18 protein-coding genes and 4 pseudogenes are annotated in these 18,611 nt (G+C 61.7%); 16 read left to right on the forward strand and 6 right to left on the reverse strand.

What is annotated here, in order from left to right; translation table 11 throughout:
* Positions 1 to 75: 75 nt before the first annotated feature.
* Positions 76 to 381 (forward strand): HAMP domain-containing sensor histidine kinase, encoded by a 306-nt coding sequence (locus A4G99_RS26675; protein ID WP_223301621.1) that lies wholly within the window; start codon positions 76 to 78, stop codon positions 379 to 381.
* Here the strand turns inward: A4G99_RS26675 and A4G99_RS26680 are convergent.
* Positions 382 to 1,421 (reverse strand): annotated as a pseudogene (locus A4G99_RS26680) (hypothetical protein).
* A gap of 154 nt (positions 1,422 to 1,575) precedes the next feature.
* Here A4G99_RS26680 and A4G99_RS02295 point away from each other — a divergent pair.
* From A4G99_RS02295 to A4G99_RS29695, 6 genes and pseudogenes are all read left to right on the forward strand, one after another.
* Positions 1,576 to 2,328: a helix-turn-helix domain-containing protein gene (locus A4G99_RS02295; protein WP_082837675.1), complete on the forward strand. Its 753-nt coding sequence runs from the start codon at positions 1,576 to 1,578 to the stop codon at positions 2,326 to 2,328.
* 145 nt (positions 2,329 to 2,473) lie between these two features.
* Complete coding sequence (locus A4G99_RS02300) at positions 2,474 to 2,791, forward strand: HalOD1 output domain-containing protein (RefSeq protein WP_150123008.1); 318 nt, start codon at positions 2,474 to 2,476, stop codon at positions 2,789 to 2,791.
* Complete coding sequence (locus A4G99_RS02305) at positions 2,788 to 2,979, forward strand: hypothetical protein (RefSeq protein ID WP_066138926.1); 192 nt, start codon at positions 2,788 to 2,790, stop codon at positions 2,977 to 2,979. Before A4G99_RS02300 ends, A4G99_RS02305 begins: the two co-directional genes overlap by 4 nt.
* A gap of 359 nt (positions 2,980 to 3,338) precedes the next feature.
* On the forward strand, positions 3,339 to 4,373 hold the full coding sequence (locus tag A4G99_RS02310) for a thiamine pyrophosphate-dependent dehydrogenase E1 component subunit alpha (protein WP_066138930.1): 1,035 nt from the start codon (positions 3,339 to 3,341) through the stop codon (positions 4,371 to 4,373).
* A pseudogene (locus A4G99_RS02315) lies at positions 4,370 to 5,377 on the forward strand (alpha-ketoacid dehydrogenase subunit beta); the annotation flags it as partial. The gene A4G99_RS02310 and the pseudogene A4G99_RS02315, both read left to right, overlap by 4 nt.
* A 10-nt stretch (positions 5,378 to 5,387) precedes the next feature.
* A pseudogene (locus A4G99_RS29695) lies at positions 5,388 to 6,423 on the forward strand (NAD(+)/NADH kinase).
* Here A4G99_RS29695 and A4G99_RS25635 read toward each other — a convergent pair.
* The 3 genes and pseudogenes from A4G99_RS25635 to A4G99_RS02330 all read right to left on the reverse strand — a co-directional run bounded on the left by A4G99_RS25635 (position 6,401) and on the right by A4G99_RS02330 (position 8,536).
* Positions 6,401 to 8,034 (reverse strand): annotated as a pseudogene (locus A4G99_RS25635) (2-oxo acid dehydrogenase subunit E2). The pseudogenes A4G99_RS29695 and A4G99_RS25635 sit on opposite strands and share 23 nt — an antisense overlap.
* A gap of 81 nt (positions 8,035 to 8,115) precedes the next feature.
* Entirely contained in the window at positions 8,116 to 8,325 is a 210-nt protein-coding gene (locus A4G99_RS02325) for a hypothetical protein (RefSeq protein ID WP_066138933.1), read from the reverse strand.
* Between the two features lie 10 nt (positions 8,326 to 8,335).
* A complete protein-coding gene (locus tag A4G99_RS02330) occupies positions 8,336 to 8,536 on the reverse strand; it encodes a hypothetical protein (RefSeq protein ID WP_066138936.1) in 201 nt (66 codons plus the stop codon).
* Between the two features lie 282 nt (positions 8,537 to 8,818).
* Between A4G99_RS02330 and A4G99_RS02335 the strand changes: the two genes are divergently transcribed.
* From A4G99_RS02335 to A4G99_RS02340, 3 genes are all read left to right on the forward strand, one after another.
* Positions 8,819 to 9,355 (forward strand): GNAT family N-acetyltransferase, encoded by a 537-nt coding sequence (locus A4G99_RS02335; RefSeq protein ID WP_082837677.1) that lies wholly within the window; start codon positions 8,819 to 8,821, stop codon positions 9,353 to 9,355.
* Positions 9,352 to 9,633 carry a DUF5816 domain-containing protein gene (locus tag A4G99_RS24210; RefSeq protein ID WP_082837678.1) on the forward strand — a complete coding sequence of 94 codons (282 nt, stop codon included), beginning with the start codon at positions 9,352 to 9,354 and terminating at the stop codon, positions 9,631 to 9,633. Before A4G99_RS02335 ends, A4G99_RS24210 begins: the two co-directional genes overlap by 4 nt.
* A gap of 151 nt (positions 9,634 to 9,784) precedes the next feature.
* The gene (locus tag A4G99_RS02340) at positions 9,785 to 10,057 is read left to right on the forward strand and encodes a C2H2-type zinc finger protein (protein WP_066138939.1); all 273 of its coding nucleotides are present in this window, start codon (positions 9,785 to 9,787) and stop codon (positions 10,055 to 10,057) included.
* Here A4G99_RS02340 and A4G99_RS02345 read toward each other — a convergent pair.
* A complete protein-coding gene (locus A4G99_RS02345; protein WP_223301623.1) occupies positions 9,957 to 11,474 on the reverse strand; it encodes an APC family permease in 1,518 nt (505 codons plus the stop codon). The two genes, A4G99_RS02340 and A4G99_RS02345, sit on opposite strands and share 101 nt — an antisense overlap.
* Before the next feature lie 156 nt (positions 11,475 to 11,630).
* Between A4G99_RS02345 and A4G99_RS02350 the strand changes: the two genes are divergently transcribed.
* The 3 genes from A4G99_RS02350 (at position 11,631) to A4G99_RS02360 (ending at position 15,118) form a co-directional block, all read left to right on the forward strand.
* The gene (locus A4G99_RS02350; protein ID WP_066138943.1) at positions 11,631 to 11,846 is read left to right on the forward strand and encodes a hypothetical protein; all 216 of its coding nucleotides are present in this window, start codon (positions 11,631 to 11,633) and stop codon (positions 11,844 to 11,846) included.
* A gap of 271 nt (positions 11,847 to 12,117) precedes the next feature.
* Positions 12,118 to 14,664 carry a glycoside hydrolase family 31 protein gene (locus A4G99_RS02355; protein ID WP_223301616.1) on the forward strand — a complete coding sequence of 849 codons (2,547 nt, stop codon included), beginning with the start codon at positions 12,118 to 12,120 and terminating at the stop codon, positions 14,662 to 14,664.
* Positions 14,665 to 14,860: 196 nt separating this feature from the next.
* On the forward strand, positions 14,861 to 15,118 hold the full coding sequence (locus tag A4G99_RS02360; RefSeq protein ID WP_066138949.1) for a hypothetical protein: 258 nt from the start codon (positions 14,861 to 14,863) through the stop codon (positions 15,116 to 15,118).
* A gap of 11 nt (positions 15,119 to 15,129) precedes the next feature.
* On the opposite strand, the gene A4G99_RS02365 is transcribed toward A4G99_RS02360, so the two are convergent.
* Positions 15,130 to 15,939, reverse strand: a complete 810-nt coding sequence (locus A4G99_RS02365) for a manganese catalase family protein (protein WP_066138952.1) — start codon at positions 15,937 to 15,939, stop codon at positions 15,130 to 15,132.
* A gap of 187 nt (positions 15,940 to 16,126) precedes the next feature.
* On the opposite strand from A4G99_RS02365, the gene A4G99_RS02370 reads away from it, so the two are divergent.
* The 3 genes from A4G99_RS02370 to A4G99_RS26695 all read left to right on the forward strand — a co-directional run bounded on the left by A4G99_RS02370 (position 16,127) and on the right by A4G99_RS26695 (position 18,476).
* A complete protein-coding gene (locus tag A4G99_RS02370) occupies positions 16,127 to 17,323 on the forward strand; it encodes an AI-2E family transporter (protein WP_066138955.1) in 1,197 nt (398 codons plus the stop codon).
* Between the two features lie 93 nt (positions 17,324 to 17,416).
* A complete protein-coding gene (locus A4G99_RS26690; RefSeq protein WP_223301618.1) occupies positions 17,417 to 17,893 on the forward strand; it encodes a hypothetical protein in 477 nt (158 codons plus the stop codon).
* Positions 17,832 to 18,476, forward strand: coding sequence for a DUF389 domain-containing protein (locus tag A4G99_RS26695; RefSeq protein ID WP_223301619.1), 645 nt, complete (start codon positions 17,832 to 17,834; stop codon positions 18,474 to 18,476). The genes A4G99_RS26690 and A4G99_RS26695 overlap by 62 nt, the downstream gene beginning before the upstream one ends.
* Positions 18,477 to 18,611: the final 135 nt, after the last annotated feature.

The raw sequence follows: 18,611 nt of genomic DNA on the forward strand, positions 1-18,611 counted from the left end.
CCGTCGTCCGGCAGGCGTGGGCGAACGTCGAAACACGGGACTGCACGCTCGTCGTGAACACCCTCGATACGGTCGATGCCGACCGAGGGCGACTGCAGGAACTCTTCGAAAACCTGTTTCGAGGTCGTCGTCGAGCACGCCGGAGAGGAGACGACGGTTCGTGTCGGGTCCCTCCCGGACGGTTTTTTCGTCGAGGACGACGGTCCCGGGATCACTCCGGAGGAACGCGAGGCCGTCTTCGAGCACGGCCACACGACGGCCGAAGGTGGCTCCGGACTCGGCCTCTCCATCGTCAAGGGAATCGCAAACGCACACGGCTGGTCCATTCGAATCCACGAGGGAACGGACGGCGGGGCGTGCTTTCGGATTCGACGGGCGTAGCTACACCCACCGAAATCCGTCGACGGTCGGCGCTGGCAGCGGACTCGATTGTAATCCCTCGCTCGGTTTCGGATCGTTGTATCCCCGCGGAGCCACGTCGTTCGGCCCGTTCGGATAGAACAGCGACGCCACCAACTGAATCTGGCCGCGACCGACGCCGAGTTCGAACTGTCCGCCGCCGTACAGTTCGATCCCGTGGTCGTCACAGTACTCCAGCGTGTCGAACAGCGATTCGACGCTGCCGAACCGCGACGGTTTGATGTTCAGCCACTGCGGTTCGAACGGCCGCGATTCGATGCTCTCGACCCCCGTTATCGGCGCGTCCCACGATAGCCGCTCGCTCACCGAATCGAGTATGTCGGCCGTCTCGTCGGTGTACGCGGCGTCTTCGATGACGACGTCCGGGAGTCCCTCCGCGACGCGCGATAGAGGTCGGAATCCGGTGATTGGTTCACCTCCGCCTCGCCGTACTCGGCTTTCATGTCCACGATTCGGACCCGATCAGTGGAAGCAAGTTCGGCGACGAAATCGTCGTCCCATTCCGCTGTGGCGTCGAGTTTGAACCCCAACTCGGGGTCGATGTCGAGCCACTGTCGCACGCGTTCGGCACTCGGCGGGTCGCCCAACCGCATGCTCGCGACGAACCGCACGCGCTCGGGCGTGCGGTCGAGCAGGCTCGCGAGGTCGGTGTCCGCCTGTCGGAGCGCGAGGTCGAGCGCCGCGCTCTCGAAGCCCCACCGACGGTAGTGCCGGAAATCCGCACGGGAAGGCCCGACGGGGAAGAGGTCGATGTCCGCGAGCGCCTCCGAGAATTCGTCGAACGTGTACGACCCCGTCAGGTCGAACTCGGCGTCGGCCAGTCCGTGCTGGTCTCATCGGCGTCGTACGTCACGTCCTCGCCGCGCCCCGTTTCGCCGCCGCCACGCAGGACGATTTCGGTCGTGTTCGGCGTGAAGTCGCTCGCGCTCGCGCTCGTGGGGTTCGAACGAACAGGCATCGATTTCCAGCGGAAGGTCGGCAACCTCGTCGTAGAGTGTCATCCAGTTTTCGTTCGACGCCCGGGGAGTCAATACTTCGCATCGATTCGGTGACGCTCGGTCGTCGCTCGGTCGTCGCCCGTCCGCCGCTGACCGCAATCTCCAGCACCTCTGACAGAACTTGTGTAGCGGCGAGGCTTATGCCGCTCCGAAGCCTATGGACCTGAGACGTGTTCAGAGAAGACGGCCACTTCGCCCGCTGGTCCTCCACCCGACGCACTCCCGTCGAAACGAGACGGTCGGAATCGATTGGGGAGCGAACGTAGCGATGGTCCTCGCCGAGATTCACATCAGCCATCCCGACCTCACGCTAGTGCCAACGATACGTGAGCGGTCTGACGTACTGATTCGCCGGGAGTTCCAACCCGTTCGGAGCGGGTCCAAGCTACTGCTGTTTTTCTCCGTCGAGGGGGACGATTTGGACGGGTTCGAGGAGGCGCTCGACGCGGACCCGACCGTCGCGGGTTTCCGTCTCATCGCGGATTACGGAACACAGCGTATCTTCCGGGTTCGGGTCTCGGACGCCGCGAAATCCGTCACGCCGATGCTCGCGGAGTTGGGTATTCAGATTCTCAACGTCCAAAGTGACACCGAGGGATGGGAACTGCAACTCCAACTGCCGGACAACGACGCGCTGGTCGCATTCCGTGCGTACTGCCGGGACGAGGGCGTTTCGTTCCACGTCGGAACGCTCTACGTCGAAACCGACGGCGGCGGGCAGACGAACTTCGGCTTGACCGACCGACAGCACGACGCCCTGAAGATGGCGTACGAGCGGGGATATTTCGATGATCCGCGCGGGGCAACCCTACAGGAACTCGCCGCGAGCGCCGGAATCTCCTCGACGGCGTTGGGTCGACGGTTGCGCCGCGGGATGAAACGACTCGTCGAGAAACTGCTCGGCCTGTGACGGTCGTGGACGTTGCATAACTCCCACCCCCTCTTAAAGACGCAGATAGTGAACGGCACGACTGACGCCTGCTGGACGACTCTAGTCTAGCGTGAAACGAATTGCCCCCGGACACACCGACGACCCCCCCGAAAATATTGACACTATGACTGATATGGACGGTTCATCGCCCGATAAACTCGTGTTCGATTGTGCGGAGTACGCCACGGTCAGCGAAGCGGTCGTGGATGCGGTCGCTTCCGTGACCGCCATCGATCCGTTCGAAATGGATCCGCTGTACTCCCTGATCGATTTGGACGCGCTGGAGCGAATCGTCGGCCCGAAACTCAACGGCCAGCGTCGAAACGGAAACGTCACGGTCGAATTTCGGGTGGACAGCCACGACGTCGTGGTGCGTAGCGACGGTCTCATCTACGTGTTCGAACGGACGGAGACCCACCCCGAACGATTGGACGAACGATGACCGACGACCCAAACATCAGCATAACCACCACCGACCGATTCACCGCCCTTTTGGAGGCGACGCTGTCAGCGGCGTACCGGAACGACATCGACGTCGAAGGTGGCTGGTTGATAGAATCCCCTTCGTCCGACGTCCCGAACTGGGACATCGAAATCTGGCGGACGGAGAACCCCGACAGTTCGGACTAGGCGCGGATTACCATCGTTCGGCCGCCCCACGAGAACGACGTCACGGAAAGCGCGTGTATCCCAACGCCCCTAGCGCTCGAAGTGGGTACGGACGAGTTCTCCCCGACGTGACACGATAGTTGAACAGTTGTTCATCTGTTCAACTATCTCGTTCCGGATGAGCCTTCGTGAGTGAAGTGGGTTCGGCCGGGCTTTCGTGAACGAAGTGGGTTCGATTGCGTCGAATCTGGGCGGCCGTTGTCGGTATCTTTCCCATCAACAGGGCCGTAAAACTACTCCGTCGGAAACGATCCGTAGAACGAAAGGTCGCAAAACGTGCATAATAGTTAATGCCCGTTACGTCGAGTATATCATGGTTTATGGTAGCAATAGACATCGAAACGGAGGGAGGGCAAAAGGAAGCGCTACGCCGAATGCTGACGATACGGGCATTCGACACGAAAGCGGGCGAGTTGTTCGGTGACGGGGAACTCCCGGGATTCGTTCACTTGTACATCGGCGAGGAGGCGGTTGCCGTCGGTGCGTGTTCCGCACTGGAGGAGGACGACTACATCACGAGTACACACCGCGGACACGGCCACTGCATCGCCAAAGGGCTGAATTTGGAGGAGATGATGGCCGAACTGTACGGCAAGGCGAACGGATACTGCAACGGCAAAGGCGGGTCGATGCACATCGCGGACGTGGACGCCGGTATGCTGGGTGCGAACGGTATCGTGGGCGCTGGACCACCGCTCGCCACCGGTGCCGCACTCACCTCGCAGATCAAGGACGAGGACACGGTGGCGCTGGCGTTCTTCGGTGACGGTGCGGTCGCGCAGGGACAGATTCACGAGGCCATCAACCTCGCGGCGACGTGGAACCTCCCGGCGGTCTTCCTCGTCGAGAACAACCAGTTCGGCGAGGGGACGCCGGTCGAAAAACAGCACAACCTCCAGAACCTGAGCGAAACCGCGGAGGCGTACAACATCCCCGGATTCACCGTCGATGGAATGGACGTGACCGCCGTCTACGAAGCCGTGAAGGAGGCCAGAAAGCGCGCGATGGACCGCGATGGACCGACGTTCATCGAAGCGGACACCTACCGCTATCGCGGCCATTTCGAAGGCGACCAGCAACCCTACCGCACCGACGACGACATCGCGCTCTGGCAGGAAAACGACGCCATCGAATCGTTCAGGCAGCGACTCATCGACGCCGGAACGATCACCGAAGCGGAGTTCGACGAGATGGAATCCGACATCAGCGACCGAGTCGAGGAGGCAGCGAAGGAAGCGAAAGAAGCGGCGTATCCCGACCCAACCGAGGCGTACGACGACATGTTCAACGCGACCGTACCCGAGATCGATAGCTTTGCAAAACAGATGCGGACGGACGGTGGTGAGGACCGATGAGTACCGAAAGCGCGCCGTCGTCGGAACCGCCGGAGACCGAGGAGATGACGGTCAGGGAGGCGATTCGATTGGCGATGCGGGAGGAGTTGGAGGACGACGACGACGTGTTCCTCATCGGCGAGGACGTCGGCGAGTTCGGCGGCGTCTTCGAGGTCACCAGCGGCCTCGTGGACGAGTTCGGTGAGGACCGCGTTCGGGACACGCCCATCAGCGAGGCCGGATTCATGGGTGCGGCTATCGGTGCCGCGGCGACGGGATCACGGCCCGTCGTGGAAATCATGTTCGCGGACTTCATGGGCGTCTGTTCGGAGCAGATCATCAACCAGATGGCGAAAAACCGCTACATGTTCGGCGGCAAAACCGAGATGCCGGTGACCGTCCGAACGACGGAAGGCGGCGGGATGGGTGCCGCCAGCCAGCACTCGGGAACGCTGCACACGTGGTTCGCCCACTTCCCGGGCGTCATCGCCGTCGCACCCGGAACGCCGCGGGCCGCGAAGGGACTCCTCAAATCCGCCATCCGCTCCGACGACCCGGTGTTCGTCTTCGAGAACAAGGCGATGTACGAGCAGACGGGCGAAGTGCCGCTCGATCGGGACTACACCATCCCGCTCGGGACGGCGAAGGTCGAACGCGAGGGGGACGACGTGACGGTCGTCGCGACCCAACGACTCGTGGGAGAATCGCTCGAACTCGCCGAGGAACTGGCGGGCGAGACCAGCGTCGAGGTCATCGACCTCCGGTCGCTGTATCCCCTCGACACCGACACGCTCGTCGAGAGCGTCGAGAAGACGGGTCGTCTCGTCATCGCCGACGAAAGCCCGCTCTCGTACGGTACCCACGCGGAAGTGGCGACGCGCGTCATGGAGAACGCGTTCTTCAGCCTCGACGCACCCATTCAGCGCGTCGGTGTCGCCGACGTTCACATCCCGTTCAGCCCGGTCCTGGAGGAGGAAGTGCTCCCGGACGCCGACGACGTGAAGGCGGCGATCGACCGCATCGTCTACGTCCTCGATAGTCGGTCTCATCGTCAACCCCGTGGCCGGACGGGACATCCGGCGATTGACGGGTGGGGCGAGCGTCAGTACGCATCTACGCGAAACGGCGCACGGCACACTGCGTCCTCGAAGGACTCCGGATCGCCGACGGTTCCGAGGTCCTCGTCATGCCGGACAACGCCGGACTCGCGGAGAGAATCGTCGCCGATGCACCGGACGACCTTGCGATCGACGTGCTGGACGTGGCCGTCACGGATTCCGGACGGGACACGCGAAACGCCGCCGAACGGTTTTCGACCGCGGCAGACGCCGTGGTCGTCCTCGGCGGCGACCGGTACCAACCGGGACGTTGCAGTCGGCATCGGTGAGGTTCCGATGGTGAGTATCTCGACCGGAACGAACAACGTGGTTCCCACGCCGGTCGATGGCACGATTGCCGGTGCCGCCACGGGGTTCGTTGCGAGCGGCGCGGTTCCGGCGTCCGAGACGACGGTTCGCCACGGCACCGTCGAAGCGGTCGTGGACGACGGAACGGAGGAACGACGACTTCGCGGACTGGCGACGGTCGGCGTCCTCGACCAGCAGTTCGTCGGAACTCGGGCGATTCTCGATCCGGAAGACATCATCGGCGGCGTCACGCGGGCGTCGCCCGCGGAAATCGGTCTCTCGGCGATCGCCGGGGGGTTCGAGACGCATCGTCCGGACGAACCGGGCGGCATCGGATTCCGACTCGGAGATCGAAGCGAATCAGCGAATGAAGACGAACGCGAGGTGCGTGCGGTCACCGTCCCCGGGGTCGTTTCGGACGTTTCCGTCGCGGAGTTCCGTCGGTTGGACGACGGGGAAACGTTCGCGTTCGACGTCTCAAGAGGGCGTCGTCAGCGCCGACGGACGAACGGGAACTCGAAGTCCGGGACGCGTCGGTCCGTCTCAGCCCCGTGAGCGACGGTCCGCGCCTCGTTCGGATCGACGCGGCCATCGAGCGAGCGGCGAGATGCGGGCTACTTTCGCGCCGAGTAAGTCCTCTCCTCATTTTTCGCCCGCCGCGATGACGAGCGGCCACGGGTTTTCGACGTGTTCGACCAACGTTCCGAGGAACCGCGCGGCGTCCGCGCCATCGACGATACGGTGGTCGAACGAGAGCGAAAACGAGATTTGCTTGCGGACGGCGACCCCGTCGTCGTCGGTCGGAACCACCTCGCGCCGTATCGCGTTGACGCCGAGGATGGCGATCTGCGGCGGGTTGATGACGGGGTCGAACCGCTCGACGCCGAGGACGCCGAGGTTCGAGACGGTTATCGTGCCGCCGGTGAGGTCGTCCATCGTGAACTCCCCGGAGAGCGCGCGGTCGGTGACTTTCCGCCGTTCCTCGGCGAGGTCGGCGAGCGACATCGAATCGACGTCGCGGACGACCGGTGCGATGAGTCCGGCGTCGATATCGACGGCGACGCAGATGTCGTGTGTCTCGTGGAGTCGATGGACCTCGTCCTCGAACGTCGCGTTGAACTCGGGATGGGCGTCGAGCGCGGCCGACAGCGCCGTCAGCAGGACGTCGGTCACGGAACACGTCCGGGGAAAGGGCCTCGTCGGCGGCCGACGCCGCGGCGAGCAACTCCTCGGCATCCGCGGTGCGGTGTTCGGTGACGTGCACCGCCGTGCTGGCGCTCTCCCCGAGTCTGTCGGCGATGGTTCGGCGCATCCCCGAAAGCGGTCGGTCCTCCTGCCGGGTTCCGGGGACCGTCTTCGAGTCGTCGCTCGGCTCTTCGCCGCCGTCGAAGCGGCGGCCGATTCCTCGCCTGCCGCCCGCCGAACGTCGGTTTCGGTGAGGCGGCCGGTGTCCGCGGTTTCGATCGATTCGACGTCACGCCCAACTCCCGCGCGAGACGGCGGGCGCTCGGTGTGGCGAACACGCGTTCGGCGGGAACGTCGGGTTCGGTCGCTCCCGACGGACCGACATCGGTCGATTCGGCGGCGGCCGGTTCGGGTTCGCTCGTCGCGGCGACCGCTTCGACGTCCTCCTCCGTCACCGCGCCCTGCGGGCCGGTGCCGTCGGCGTCGTGAAGCGCCGCGCCCAACTCCTCCGCCCGCCGTTTCGCCCGTGGCGTCGCCTTGACGTCCTCGTCCGACTCGGCGGCCTCACCGTCGGCCGCCGCCTCGACGTCCGATTCGTCCACGGCCCCCTGTGGTCCGGTGCCGTCGATAGACGTGAGGTCGACGCCGAGTTCCTCGGCCCGTCGCTTCGCTCGCGGCGTGGCTTTGACGCTTGCCGTCGACGCCGACGAGGATTGGCTCTGAACGCCCGCCCCGTGGCCACCGTCCTCCGCGGCGGCCGTGGTGGCCGTGGTGGCGCTCTCGGACGACGGTTCGTCCTCCACCGTCGTCGATTCTCCCTCGACCTCCGCGACCAGTTCGTCGATGTCCGCGTCCGGCGCGGCGACGACCCCGAGCGGTGCCCCCGGGTCCGTCACGTCACCTTCTTCGACGAAGATCCGTCTCAGAACGCCGTCTTCCCGTGCATCGATCTCTGCCGTCGTCTTCTCCGATTCGATTTCGGCGATGGTCGCGCCCTCTTCGACCGTATCCCCGAGGGAAACCGTCCACGCGTTGAGCGTTCCCGAGTCCATTTCCAGTCCCAACTTGGGCATCTTGACGACATATGCCATGATACGAAAGCACATGGTCTATGATAATAAATGTCTGCTCCCGTCCGCAAACCGGAATCGATTCGGTCGTCGATTTCGTTCCTACTGACGAACTCTCGGCGACCCGACCGATTCCCCTCGTGCGTTGCCGTTTTTCACTGCCGTCGCCGACATGCAGTCCAGACAGCCGAATACTTCGTCGTCGTTGTTCCCGAAGACGCGGGCGAAGTCGGGCGTGACGAACGATCCGCAGTTGCGGCATCGGCGGTCGCTGTGTTCGACCTCCTTCTGTGATTGTCGTGTTGTGGTCATCGTGATCGTATCAGACGTCGTTCATTCGCTGGCGGGATTCGGTTCCACACTGCACGCATTCCGTGACGCGGTACGGTTCGCGCGAGAACTCGGCGTTCGTCTCGCTGTCGCTTTCGGTGATGATGGTCACGAACACGCGATGGGTCGTCTTCGCATCGCAGTGTTCACACTGTTCGACCGTTTCTTGGGTACTCGATTGTGTCGTTGACATCGTATCTTTGGGCGGCAGTCGTTCTCGTCCCCGTACTTGCTTCGGAGGGTGCGTTTCTCTGTTCATTACTAGCGTTCCCCTCCTGGTCGGTCTACTCGTTGCCAATGCAAGGTGTTCTTTCGTCACTTTCCGAATGAACGGAGATTTCGCGTGAGTGGCCTCCGTCTCCGTCCCGTTTTCACCGAGAATCGTTCGTGAATTCCCCGGTCGGTATCGGTGAAATCTGCACCACCGTAACCGTTCTGGCGCGAGTTTATCCGACTCGCAAAGAAACGTGGGAGTATGAAACTACGTGAGCCGACTGCGGGTGACGCGGAGCGGATTCACGAGTTGGCACGGAGCGCGATGACCGCATCGTACTCGCTGAGTCCACAGCAGATAGAGAACGTCACCACCGACCAGTTCGCCGAGGGGAGGGTAACCGATCTGGTCGACGCTTCCGACGACCGCGTGCTCGCGCTCGAAGACGAGGAGTTCGACACGCTCGTGGGACTCACCGAGGGCCACGTCGACGGGAGTTCCGGCGAGATACGATGGTTGTTGGTGGACCCGGAACACCGCGGGAAGGGTGTCGGGACGGAACTGTTCGAGACGATAGTCGAGAAACTGCGCGAGGACGGCGCGGAACGAATCGACGCGAACGTCCTCGACGCCGACAGGGAAGGCGCGCAGTTCTTCGAGGAGCGGGGCTTCGAGCGGACGGACGACCGGCAAGTCGAGTACGGCGGCGAATCGTTGGTCGAACACCGGTACACCCTCGATGCGAGCGAACGGGAGATGTCCGACGACACCGGCGAGGACATCGACCGACGGAAATGACGTTGGAGAATACGGAGAGACACGACGGAACGACGACCGCTACAACGGAGGACGGGGAGACGGTGTATCTGAACCTGGAGGAAACCAAATCGGGAACCGAACACCCGTTCTTCGTCACGTACAGCGACGAGGCGGAGGAGAACAGGTACGGATACTACTGTAGTAACTGTGGGTCGTTGAAAACGACGCGCGACGCCCAAGACCACATCGAGTGTACCGAGTGCGGGAACGTTCACACGCCGAAATCGGCCGAATCGTACGACGATTCGTATCTGTAGTCCTCCCGTTTTCCCCCTCGTCGGTAGCGATAAAACTGACGTGACTGCTCGTCGTAACGGTCGAGACACGAGTACGGGAGAGTGGAGGGAACAGGGTGAGGTTGCATATTCCAGTAGAATCTTTTCACGGCTCGCGGATGAACGCCAAAACATGGCAACCGAGTCCAACGAGAAGACGTATTCGTGTGAGTACTGCGACGACGAGTTCGAGGGGAAGGAGGACCTGCACGAACACATGAGAGAGACACACGACGAGACTCCGGACGAGAAGAGCGAGGAATCGGCGGCGGCCGGTACGGACGCGAGCGGGTCCACCGGTTCGATCACCGAGGAGAACAACGAGTCGCCGTCGGCCGCGGAACCGTCGGAGGCCGCGGGGCCGTCCGGTAACGAGGACGAGGTCGGCCCAGATTCGGACGACTAACCTCGATTCGGTCGATCAACGACGAAAGCGACACGTAACCCGTTATTTTTTGCGCCGGTTCGCTCGTCAGTCGCTCCGGAGCGACGACGTCTCCTCCTCCGAGTAGCCGAACAGACCCGTCTCGAAGTAGGCCAGTTCGAGGATGACGATGACGACGGTGATGGCCGCAACCGTGTAGAAGACGCCGCGCTGGGCGGTGAACAGGTGCCAGAGCATCATCGGGAGGAACAGCACCGCACCGATCAACCCGATTGCGGGCGGAATCGCGGACACGTCCTCGTGGTCGCGTTGGGTCAACGCGAGGTAGCTCATCCCGCCGAAGACGACGATGAAGGTCAGCGACGCGAACGACGTGATCCCCTCCAGACTGCCGACGACGGTGAAGGCGGCGGTCAGCACGCCGAGGATGAGGATGATGCGTTTGGGCAAATCCTCGCCGACGTGGAACTCGTCGGGCGAACTGGCGTCGAGTTTCTTCGGTAGGAGTCCGTTCTCGATGAGTCGGTCGGAGAACTGCGCGCTGGTGAAGAGCGTCGCGTTGATGGCGCTGGCGGTCGAGAACAGCGCCGACAGCGAGATGACGAGTTCGCCCCACCTTCCGCCGAACTTCGAGGCGGCGGTCGCAAGCGCCACCTCCGGGTGCTTGGAAACCATTCCGACGCCGACGATACTGGTGGTGACGATTGCGACGCCGATGTAGATGGCCACGGCGGTCGGAATCGAGAGGTAGATGGCGGTCGGGTTGGTGTCGCTGTGGTTCTCGATGGTTCCTTGCGAGTACATGAGCAACTGCCATCCCTGGAACGCCACGAACGACATCGCCGCCGCCATGATGGGGCTGAAGCTCAGCGAACCGACCCCCGTCTTGATACCGCCGTGGGACGTACCGAACCAGAGACCGACCAGCGCGAAGCCGACGAGGACAGGCGATTTTGACCACGACGAGCGCGATTTCGACCCAGCCGGACTCCTCCACGCCGACGAGGTTGAGACCGACGAAAATCCCGATGATGGCCAGCGACAGCACCGCCCGAAGCGGTAGCCCCGCGACGTGTTCGACACCGGCGATATCGACGGCGTAGCTCCCGAACGCGTAGGCGTACATCGCTATCGAGCCGACGTATCCGAACAACAGCGTCCACCCGGCCATTCCCGCGAGCGTGGAACTATCGGCGAACCACGCCAGATAGGTCGGCGACGCGCCTTCGGGGTCGCTTAGCTGGTTCAACTTGATGTACGAATACCCCGCACACATCGCCACGATTCCCGCCAAGACGAACGAGAACCACGCCAACGGCCCGGCGACTTTCACGACGACGCCGAGGACGGCGTAAATCCCCCCGCCGATCATCCCGCCGAGGGCCATCGACACCGCGCCGGTCAACCCGAGCCCTTCACCTGCTGCTTCTTCGGTCATTTCGAATAGGTTGCCGATGGGAGATGCATCAGTCCTGTAGCCGAATAGTAAACGTGTTTATTACTTCGGCGAGTGCCGCATCAAAGTGGACTCCACCGGATTCGTCGGAGTACTCGCTCACGGTACAGAGCAGCTCCAACTGAGAGGAGAACATTCGTGCTCGATTTCGTCCCGCTTTCGTACGCGATGCTACAACCGCCAGTCGTCCGGTTCGACGTTTTCGAGGGGATGGTTGCAGAGTCTACAACCGCCGTCGTACTGTATTCGATACTGATACTCGGCCATCTATCGTCTTGGATTCGCTGGCTGCTGGCGGTCGTAATGATCTGTCTTTTCATGGCGGTGGTCTCCGGAATAGTGTGGGGTGGATAAAAGTGAGCACTTGACTGGCAAAACGAGGAGTCCCGTTCGACCTTCGCAGTCTCGGTGAAGCGGGTATCCCCGACAATCGACTTGATCACATACGCAACTATATTATGCTCTATTACAATATTGTACGAATTTTAAATATAGAATTTTAAAATAGGATAAATTAAAAACTGAATTTACACTATATCTAAAATAATCTTATGTGCACCATAGCCAATCATCGGATGCAATGAATGGTGAAAAACTACAACACAAATTCAACCGCCGGTCGTTTGTGAAGACCGTCGGACTGGCATTGGCCAGTACCGCCGTCGCTTCGCGCGGCGTCGGTGCGGTAACGCAACCAGGCGACGACACAGGACTGGACAAGGACGAACTGCAGAAACTCTCCGTGCAAGGTATCCAACCGCTCGAAAACGGTGTCAAGTTCGACCTCGGGACGAACGAAGCCTACATCCGCCTCTTCGACGCCGACTTGGCGAAGATATCCATCCTCGAAGCCGGGGAATCGGAGTTCGAATCGCACGGAATCGCCAAAACGGCGGACGAGTGGGACACGCCACAGTTCACGGTACGCGATACTCCGAATCAATACACGCTCGAAACCGACGCTATCACGGTCGAAGTAAAAAAACAGCCTTTCGGAATCAGATTCCTCGACACCGACGGGAACGTCGTCAACGAGGACCACCTCGACTACGGTACCGCAGGGTACGAGAACGGAAAGCCGTACGTCTTCAAGGAGACGACCGACGACGAGGCGTTCTACGGGTTCGGTGAACAGGCGGGGCTGAACCTGAACCAGCGCGGCGAGAGCATCGGCCTCTGGAACACCGACGCGTACTCCTACGGCTTGGACACCAAATATCTCTACACCGCGGTTCCGTTCTTCGTCGGCCTGAAACGGGAGAGGGCGTACGGAATCTTCTTCGACAACACCTACCGCTCGTACTACGAGATGGCCTCCGAATCCGACGACTACTACTACTTCTATGCGAACGGCGGTAAACTCACGTACTACTTCTCGTACGGACCGGAAGTCGGCGACGTTCTGGACCGTTACACTGAACTCACCGGGAAGATGGATGTCCCCGCGAAGTGGACACTCGGACTCCACCAGAGCAAGTGGCAGTACACCCCGGAGCAAATTGTGAACGTCGCCCGAACCTACCGCGAGAAGGAAATCCCGCTCGACACGATGCACTTCGACATCGACTACATGCGTGATTTCCGCGTCTTCACGTGGGACGACGAGTACAAACAGGCTCTTCAGGAACTGAAGTCCATGGCAGGGCTCCACGCCATCGCCATCAACGATCCGGCCGTGAAGCAGGACTCGGAGTACGACGTCTATCAGGAAGGAACGGAAAACGACTACTGGGCCAAGAACCCCGACGGCACCACCTACATCGGGGAGGTGTGGCCCGGCGAAGCCGCATTCCCCGACTTCCTGCAGGCAGACGTGCGAGAGTGGTGGGCCGACAACCACGAAATCCTCTTCGATGCCGGTGTCGACGGTATTTGGAACGACATGAATGAACCGGCCGTGTTCGACGGCCCCTACCATACGATGCCCTTGGACATCGTCTTCGGCGACGGTCCGGACACCAAGCGTCACGAGGAGTACCACAACCTCTACGGTCACGACGAAACGTCGGCGACCTACGATGCGTTCGGGATGCACAAGCCGAACGAGCGGCCGTTCGTCCTGACTCGTGACATGTACGCGGGGACGCAGCGGTACGCCGCGCTGTGGACGGGCGACAACGTCAGCCGCTGGGAACACCTTCAAATGTCCCTCCCGATGAACATGAACATCGGACTGTCCGGCGTTTCCTTCGTCGGTAACGACATCGGTGGGTTCGCACAACGCCCCGATGCGGAACTCTTCGGACGGTGGATAGAAGTCGGGGCGTTCCTCCCGTTCTCTCGGATCCACTACGACAGCAACTCGAAGTCGGATGGCGGCAGTCAGCGCCAGGAACCGTGGGCGTTCGGCGAGGAGGTGGAAGCGATAAGCAAGAAGTACATCGAGATGCGCTATCGGTTGCTCCCGTACCTTTACACGGCGTTCGCGGAAGCCGCCGAGTCGGGCAAACCGATCCAGCAACCGTTGGTGTACCAATTCCAGAACGACAAGCGGACCCGCGATATCGCTGACCAGTTCATGTTTGGCGACACGCTCATGCTCGCACCAGTCGTGGAACCGGATACGACGAGCCGCGAGGTCTACCTACCGAACGGTGCGCGGTGGTCGGAGTTCTGGACGGGGGCGGAGTACGAAGGCGGACAGACGTTGACCGTCGATGCACCGCTCGATCATCTCCCCATCTTCGTGAAACGGGATTCCATCATTCCGATGCGCGAGGTGCAACAGTACACCGACGAGAAACCGCTGAGGACCCTCGAACTGGATACCTACCTCGATCGGGAAGCCACCTACTCGTTCTACGAGGACGACGGGTCTTCCCTCGATTACGAGACGGGAGCGTACAACGTGACGGAGTTCACCGTCTCGACCGGTCCCGCCGGTCGCTTGGTGACGTTCGACCGCGAGGAAACGGTGCAGAATTACGACGACTCACAGCTCTCCTCGTACCTGCTGAAACTCGACCGGTCCGAATCCCCGCGGAAGGTACAGGCCGCATGGAAAAAGTACGACGAGGTTGACGAGGCGGCGGTCAGGGAAACGGCGGAAACGTATACTTACAGCGCGGACGAGGACGCCGTCCTCGTCCACATTCCCGCCGACGAAGGGCACACAGTGCGGCTGTTCTTCAACGGCCACGGTCACGGTGGGCGCGGCCACGGAAAACAGTAAGCGAGAATCCGACCTCCGATTCCCCACTTTTGTCTCTCCGCTCACCCAACGGACGGAACTTTCTCCAACTCGGAAGGACCGTTTCGCAAACGAACGGATATTGGAAGGTGTCTCCTGGGGCCTCTGGAAAGAGTTCCTCAACACTTGCTGTCACGATTAGCACAATTATTTATTGTTGCTGTTTGAAAGGAAAAGTATGTCCGATGCCGCCCTCCAAAAGACGATTCGCCGGTGTACCGCACTCCTCGTTATCGCCCTCTCCTCGATTGCCATCACTCTCAGTCCGTCCACATCGAACTCCGGCGACGGACTGTTCGTTCTAATCGCGTACGTGCTGTTTGTGGGTTCTATTCTGTATCTCGGCTGGAGCATCCAGTTGGAACTGTTCGGCGGTCCCGTTGAGGCGTCGGATGCGGCCGTCGAAAACGAGGATGTGAGTGAAGAAGTCGAGTGAGTGTTCGGTTCTCAGTTGATCTCGTTGTGCATCGCCTCGATGACCTCGTCGAGGTCCGGTTCGCCGCCGCCCGGTTGTCGGCCGTAGGAGAACTCGCCGTTCCCGTCCACCGACTCGCCCTGCGTCCAGCGTTCGTCGGGGTCCGGGCGCTCGTCCTTGGTCGTGGACATGAACTCGTAGTTGAATTCCTGGTTCTCCTTTTCCTGCGGGAAGCTGTTCGGCACTGGCACGTGGTCCTCCATCGTTTCGAGGGCGGCGTGCCACTGGTTCTGGTGCATCGTATCCCGGGCGATGAGGTACGACAGCATGTCCTTCATGCCGGGGTCGTCGGTCATCTCCCAGAGCCGTGCGGCGAGGGTTCGACCGGTCGATTCGGCCATGACGTTCGCGTACATGTCCGCCGCGAGGTTGCCGCTGGCGACGATGTAGTTCCCGGTGAACGGCACGCCGTTGGAATCGACGGGCATCGCGTGCAACCCCGCCGAGAGCGCCTGCCGTGGCTGTCCGCTGTTCATCATCTCGGCGATGACCGCGTCCTCGCGCGCCGCCTCGCGCTGGGCGTCGGACGCTCCCTCCAAATTCTTCGCCACCGCCGTCGCGAGCATCTCGATGTGACCGAGTTCCTCCGTCGCGGTTTCCATCAGCAGTCGTCTGTACTCGCCCTTGTCGGCGGGCACCGCGAACGCCTGAAACATGTACTGGAGCGCGACCCGCATCTCACCTTCCGCTCCCCCGATGGCCTGCTGGAGCATCTTGGCGAACCGCGGATCCGGCTCTTCGACCGTCACCTCGTACTGGAGTTCGTTGTCGTGGTAGAACATCGTTTTCTCGTGATGAGCGACAAGGGAGACGTGATTAGGCACACTGCCTGCGAGCGCACGGCAGTTAAACGACCCCGCGTTCCATCGTCCGCTCTTCTTGAATTCGTCCGTTTCGACCGGTCGATGCTCGCCGAACGTTTCCCGGCCACAACAGTTTGCAAGGAGGAGCCTCCTATCCCCAAGGAACATGGTCGATATCAATCTCGATGCCGTGCCGAGTCGTGGCCGAACTGGCTGGTGGATTTTCATCCTTCTCCTCGTCCTCGTCGCGGCGTACGTCGCGTACTCGTTCATCGGGATGGTGGTTCTGGGCGTCTTCGGCTACTACGCCACCCGGCCCATCTATCGCCAACTCAGTGGTATCACTGAATCCGACGGGGTGAGTGCAGGGCTGACGCTTCTCGTCGTGTTTCTCCCCATCGTCGTGCTCACGTTCTACGCCGGATTTCAACTCGTCAGTCGGGTCGGATCGGTGTTCGGAAACACCACCGATTCGGCGCTCGTGACCCACTATCTGGGAGCGCTTCCGAAGGGCCAACAGCGGACGGTTCTGGAGGCCATCCATCACCCACAACAACTCCTCTCGAATCCGCAGACGACGGTCATGACCGTGCTCGACGCGGGACTGAAGGTCACCTCCGCCGTCGTCGGTGCGGGGACGCTCATCGCGCTCGCGGTGACGCTGTCGTACTTCCTGTTGAACCACGACGACCAACTCGCCGACGGTCTCGTCCAACTGTTCGACGGGAAGGACACGGCGGCCTACGGCTACGCCGTGGCTGTCGACGAGGACTTGGAGTCCGTCTTCTTCGGGAACCTGCTCTTCGTCATCGGCATGTCCGTCATCGCGTGGGTCGCGTATTCGGGGACGAACCTCCTCGCGCCGTCGGGGCTTCACATCCCGATGGTGTTCGTGCTCGCGTTCCTCACCGGCATCGCCAGCCTGATTCCCATCGTCGTCGGCAAACTCGTCTATATCCCCGTCATCGGCTATCTGGCCTTTCAGGCGGTCGATTCGGGCGGAAACCATCTGGCGTTCGTCGGCGGGGTGCTCGTCGTATACTTCCTCCTCCTCGACACGCTCCCCCAGACGTTCCTCCAACCGTACATCACGGGTCGTCAACTCGACATGGTGATGATGATGTTCGCGTACCTGCTCGGCCCGATTCTCTTCGGCTGGTACGGTTTCTTCCTGCTCCCGATACTGTTCATCCTCATGCTCGAAGCGGTTCGCATCGTCCTTCCGGAACTCCTCCACGGGGAATCGCTCACGCCGACCGTCTCGATGGGCGAGTCGGTCGGGACGAACCCGTCCTCCGCTCGAAACTCCCCGCCCAATACCGACGGAACGCCGGGCGACGGCTCGGATGCGGACGCCGAGTGAACGTTCGTCCGACCCGACGCTGACGAGGGACGACTTAAAGACCATTAGTAACCGGCCGGAAGATACAGCAGACGGAAGCGAATCTAGTAGCCAATGCGAGAGTTGCACGTTCATGCGTCGGCAGGCGAGCGGGAGGAAGTCGCCTCCATCCTCGACGAGTACGACATCGATTATACGGTCGTGAGCGACGAGGGGGAGGGTGCGCTCTTTTTCTTCCCGCTTCCGACGGCGATGGTAGGTCCGATTCTCGACGAGTTCCGTGACGCGGATATCGAGGAGGACGCCTACACCGTCTCGACGAAGGCCGAACTGGCCGAGACGCCGAACTTTACCGAACTTCGTCAACGCTTCTCCGACTCGATCCACAAACTCTCGAAATCCGAACTGCACGCGAAGATCCGGGAGATGCAGTGGCCGTACCAACTCTACTATCTCGGTACCCTCCTGAGCGTCATCGCGGAGCCGCCGCCGGGTTGTTGCTCGATCAACCGGCGCTCATCATGGCGCGATGATCATCGCGCCGCAGGTGAGTTCGGCCCTCGCCGCCCCGACCGGCGTCCTTCTGGGTGACTGGGAACTGTTCGTCGGTAGCGTCAAAGAGCAAGGGCTGGGCCTCGGGATGGCCATCATCGCCGCCGCGGCCTTCGGGTGGTTCGTTCGTTGGACGGGTTTCGTCCCGCCGGGGGTGTCCGTCGTGCACATCGAACTCATCGGCGTTCGACTCGCGCCGAGTGCCCTCTCGACTATCGGCGCGATCATCGCCGGAGTTGTCGGTGCGTTCGGATACACGACCGAGCAGTCCACGACCATCATCGGCGTCATGATCGCGGCCGCGATCATCCCGGCCGCGGCGGTGGTCGGCCTCGCAATCGCATGGATGGAACCACTGCTGGGTATCGGCGCGGTCCTGCTCTTGCTGGTCAACATCCTCGCCATCAACATCGGCGCGCTGTTCACGCTGATCGGGATGGGCTATCAGCCGAGATGGCGAGATTCGGACGGTTCGTTCCGGGAATCGATCCCGTCCGGCCAGCGAACGGCGGTCTACGCGACGCTTCTCGTCCTCCTCGTAGCGACTGTCGGCACTGGAGCGCTGACCGCGTCGAACATCTCGTTCAGCCGAACGACGAACGAACAGGTGGAGACGACGTGAACCAACCGGCGTACTCGAACCTCTCGATGTCCGGCGTCCAGACGGGGTACCGGCGGCATGGGGTGGGAATCGAAACCGGCGAACGGTGACGGTGCACGTCAGTAGGAGTTCGAACACCGGGTACAGTGACCTTCC

This window comes from Haladaptatus sp. R4 (assembly GCF_001625445.1).
GTDB lineage: Archaea > Halobacteriota > Halobacteria > Halobacteriales > Haladaptataceae > Haladaptatus.

Excerpts from the sequence above, each read along its gene's own strand:
- A4G99_RS02360 (WP_066138949.1), top strand. The coding sequence starts at position 14,861 with ATGTCCGATGCCGCCCTCCAAAAGACGATTCGCCGGTGTACCGCACTC.
- A4G99_RS02370 (WP_066138955.1), top strand. The coding sequence starts at position 16,127 with ATGGTCGATATCAATCTCGATGCCGTGCCGAGTCGTGGCCGAACTGGC.
- A4G99_RS02295 (WP_082837675.1), top strand. The coding sequence starts at position 1,576 with ATGGACCTGAGACGTGTTCAGAGAAGACGGCCACTTCGCCCGCTGGTC.
- A4G99_RS02365 (WP_066138952.1), bottom strand. The coding sequence starts at position 15,939 with ATGTTCTACCACGACAACGAACTCCAGTACGAGGTGACGGTCGAAGAG.
- A4G99_RS02335 (WP_082837677.1), top strand. The coding sequence starts at position 8,819 with ATGAAACTACGTGAGCCGACTGCGGGTGACGCGGAGCGGATTCACGAG.
- A4G99_RS26690 (WP_223301618.1), top strand. The coding sequence starts at position 17,417 with ATGCGAGAGTTGCACGTTCATGCGTCGGCAGGCGAGCGGGAGGAAGTC.
- A4G99_RS26695 (WP_223301619.1), top strand. The coding sequence starts at position 17,832 with ATGATCATCGCGCCGCAGGTGAGTTCGGCCCTCGCCGCCCCGACCGGC.
- A4G99_RS02325 (WP_066138933.1), bottom strand. The coding sequence starts at position 8,325 with ATGACCACAACACGACAATCACAGAAGGAGGTCGAACACAGCGACCGC.
- A4G99_RS02345 (WP_223301623.1), bottom strand. The coding sequence starts at position 11,474 with ATGACCGAAGAAGCAGCAGGTGAAGGGCTCGGGTTGACCGGCGCGGTG.
- A4G99_RS02330 (WP_066138936.1), bottom strand. The coding sequence starts at position 8,536 with ATGTCAACGACACAATCGAGTACCCAAGAAACGGTCGAACAGTGTGAA.
- A4G99_RS02305 (WP_066138926.1), top strand. The coding sequence starts at position 2,788 with ATGACCGACGACCCAAACATCAGCATAACCACCACCGACCGATTCACC.
- A4G99_RS02310 (WP_066138930.1), top strand. The coding sequence starts at position 3,339 with ATGGTAGCAATAGACATCGAAACGGAGGGAGGGCAAAAGGAAGCGCTA.
- A4G99_RS02300 (WP_150123008.1), top strand. The coding sequence starts at position 2,474 with ATGACTGATATGGACGGTTCATCGCCCGATAAACTCGTGTTCGATTGT.
- A4G99_RS24210 (WP_082837678.1), top strand. The coding sequence starts at position 9,352 with ATGACGTTGGAGAATACGGAGAGACACGACGGAACGACGACCGCTACA.
- A4G99_RS26675 (WP_223301621.1), top strand. The coding sequence starts at position 76 with ATGCCGACCGAGGGCGACTGCAGGAACTCTTCGAAAACCTGTTTCGAG.
- A4G99_RS02340 (WP_066138939.1), top strand. The coding sequence starts at position 9,785 with ATGGCAACCGAGTCCAACGAGAAGACGTATTCGTGTGAGTACTGCGAC.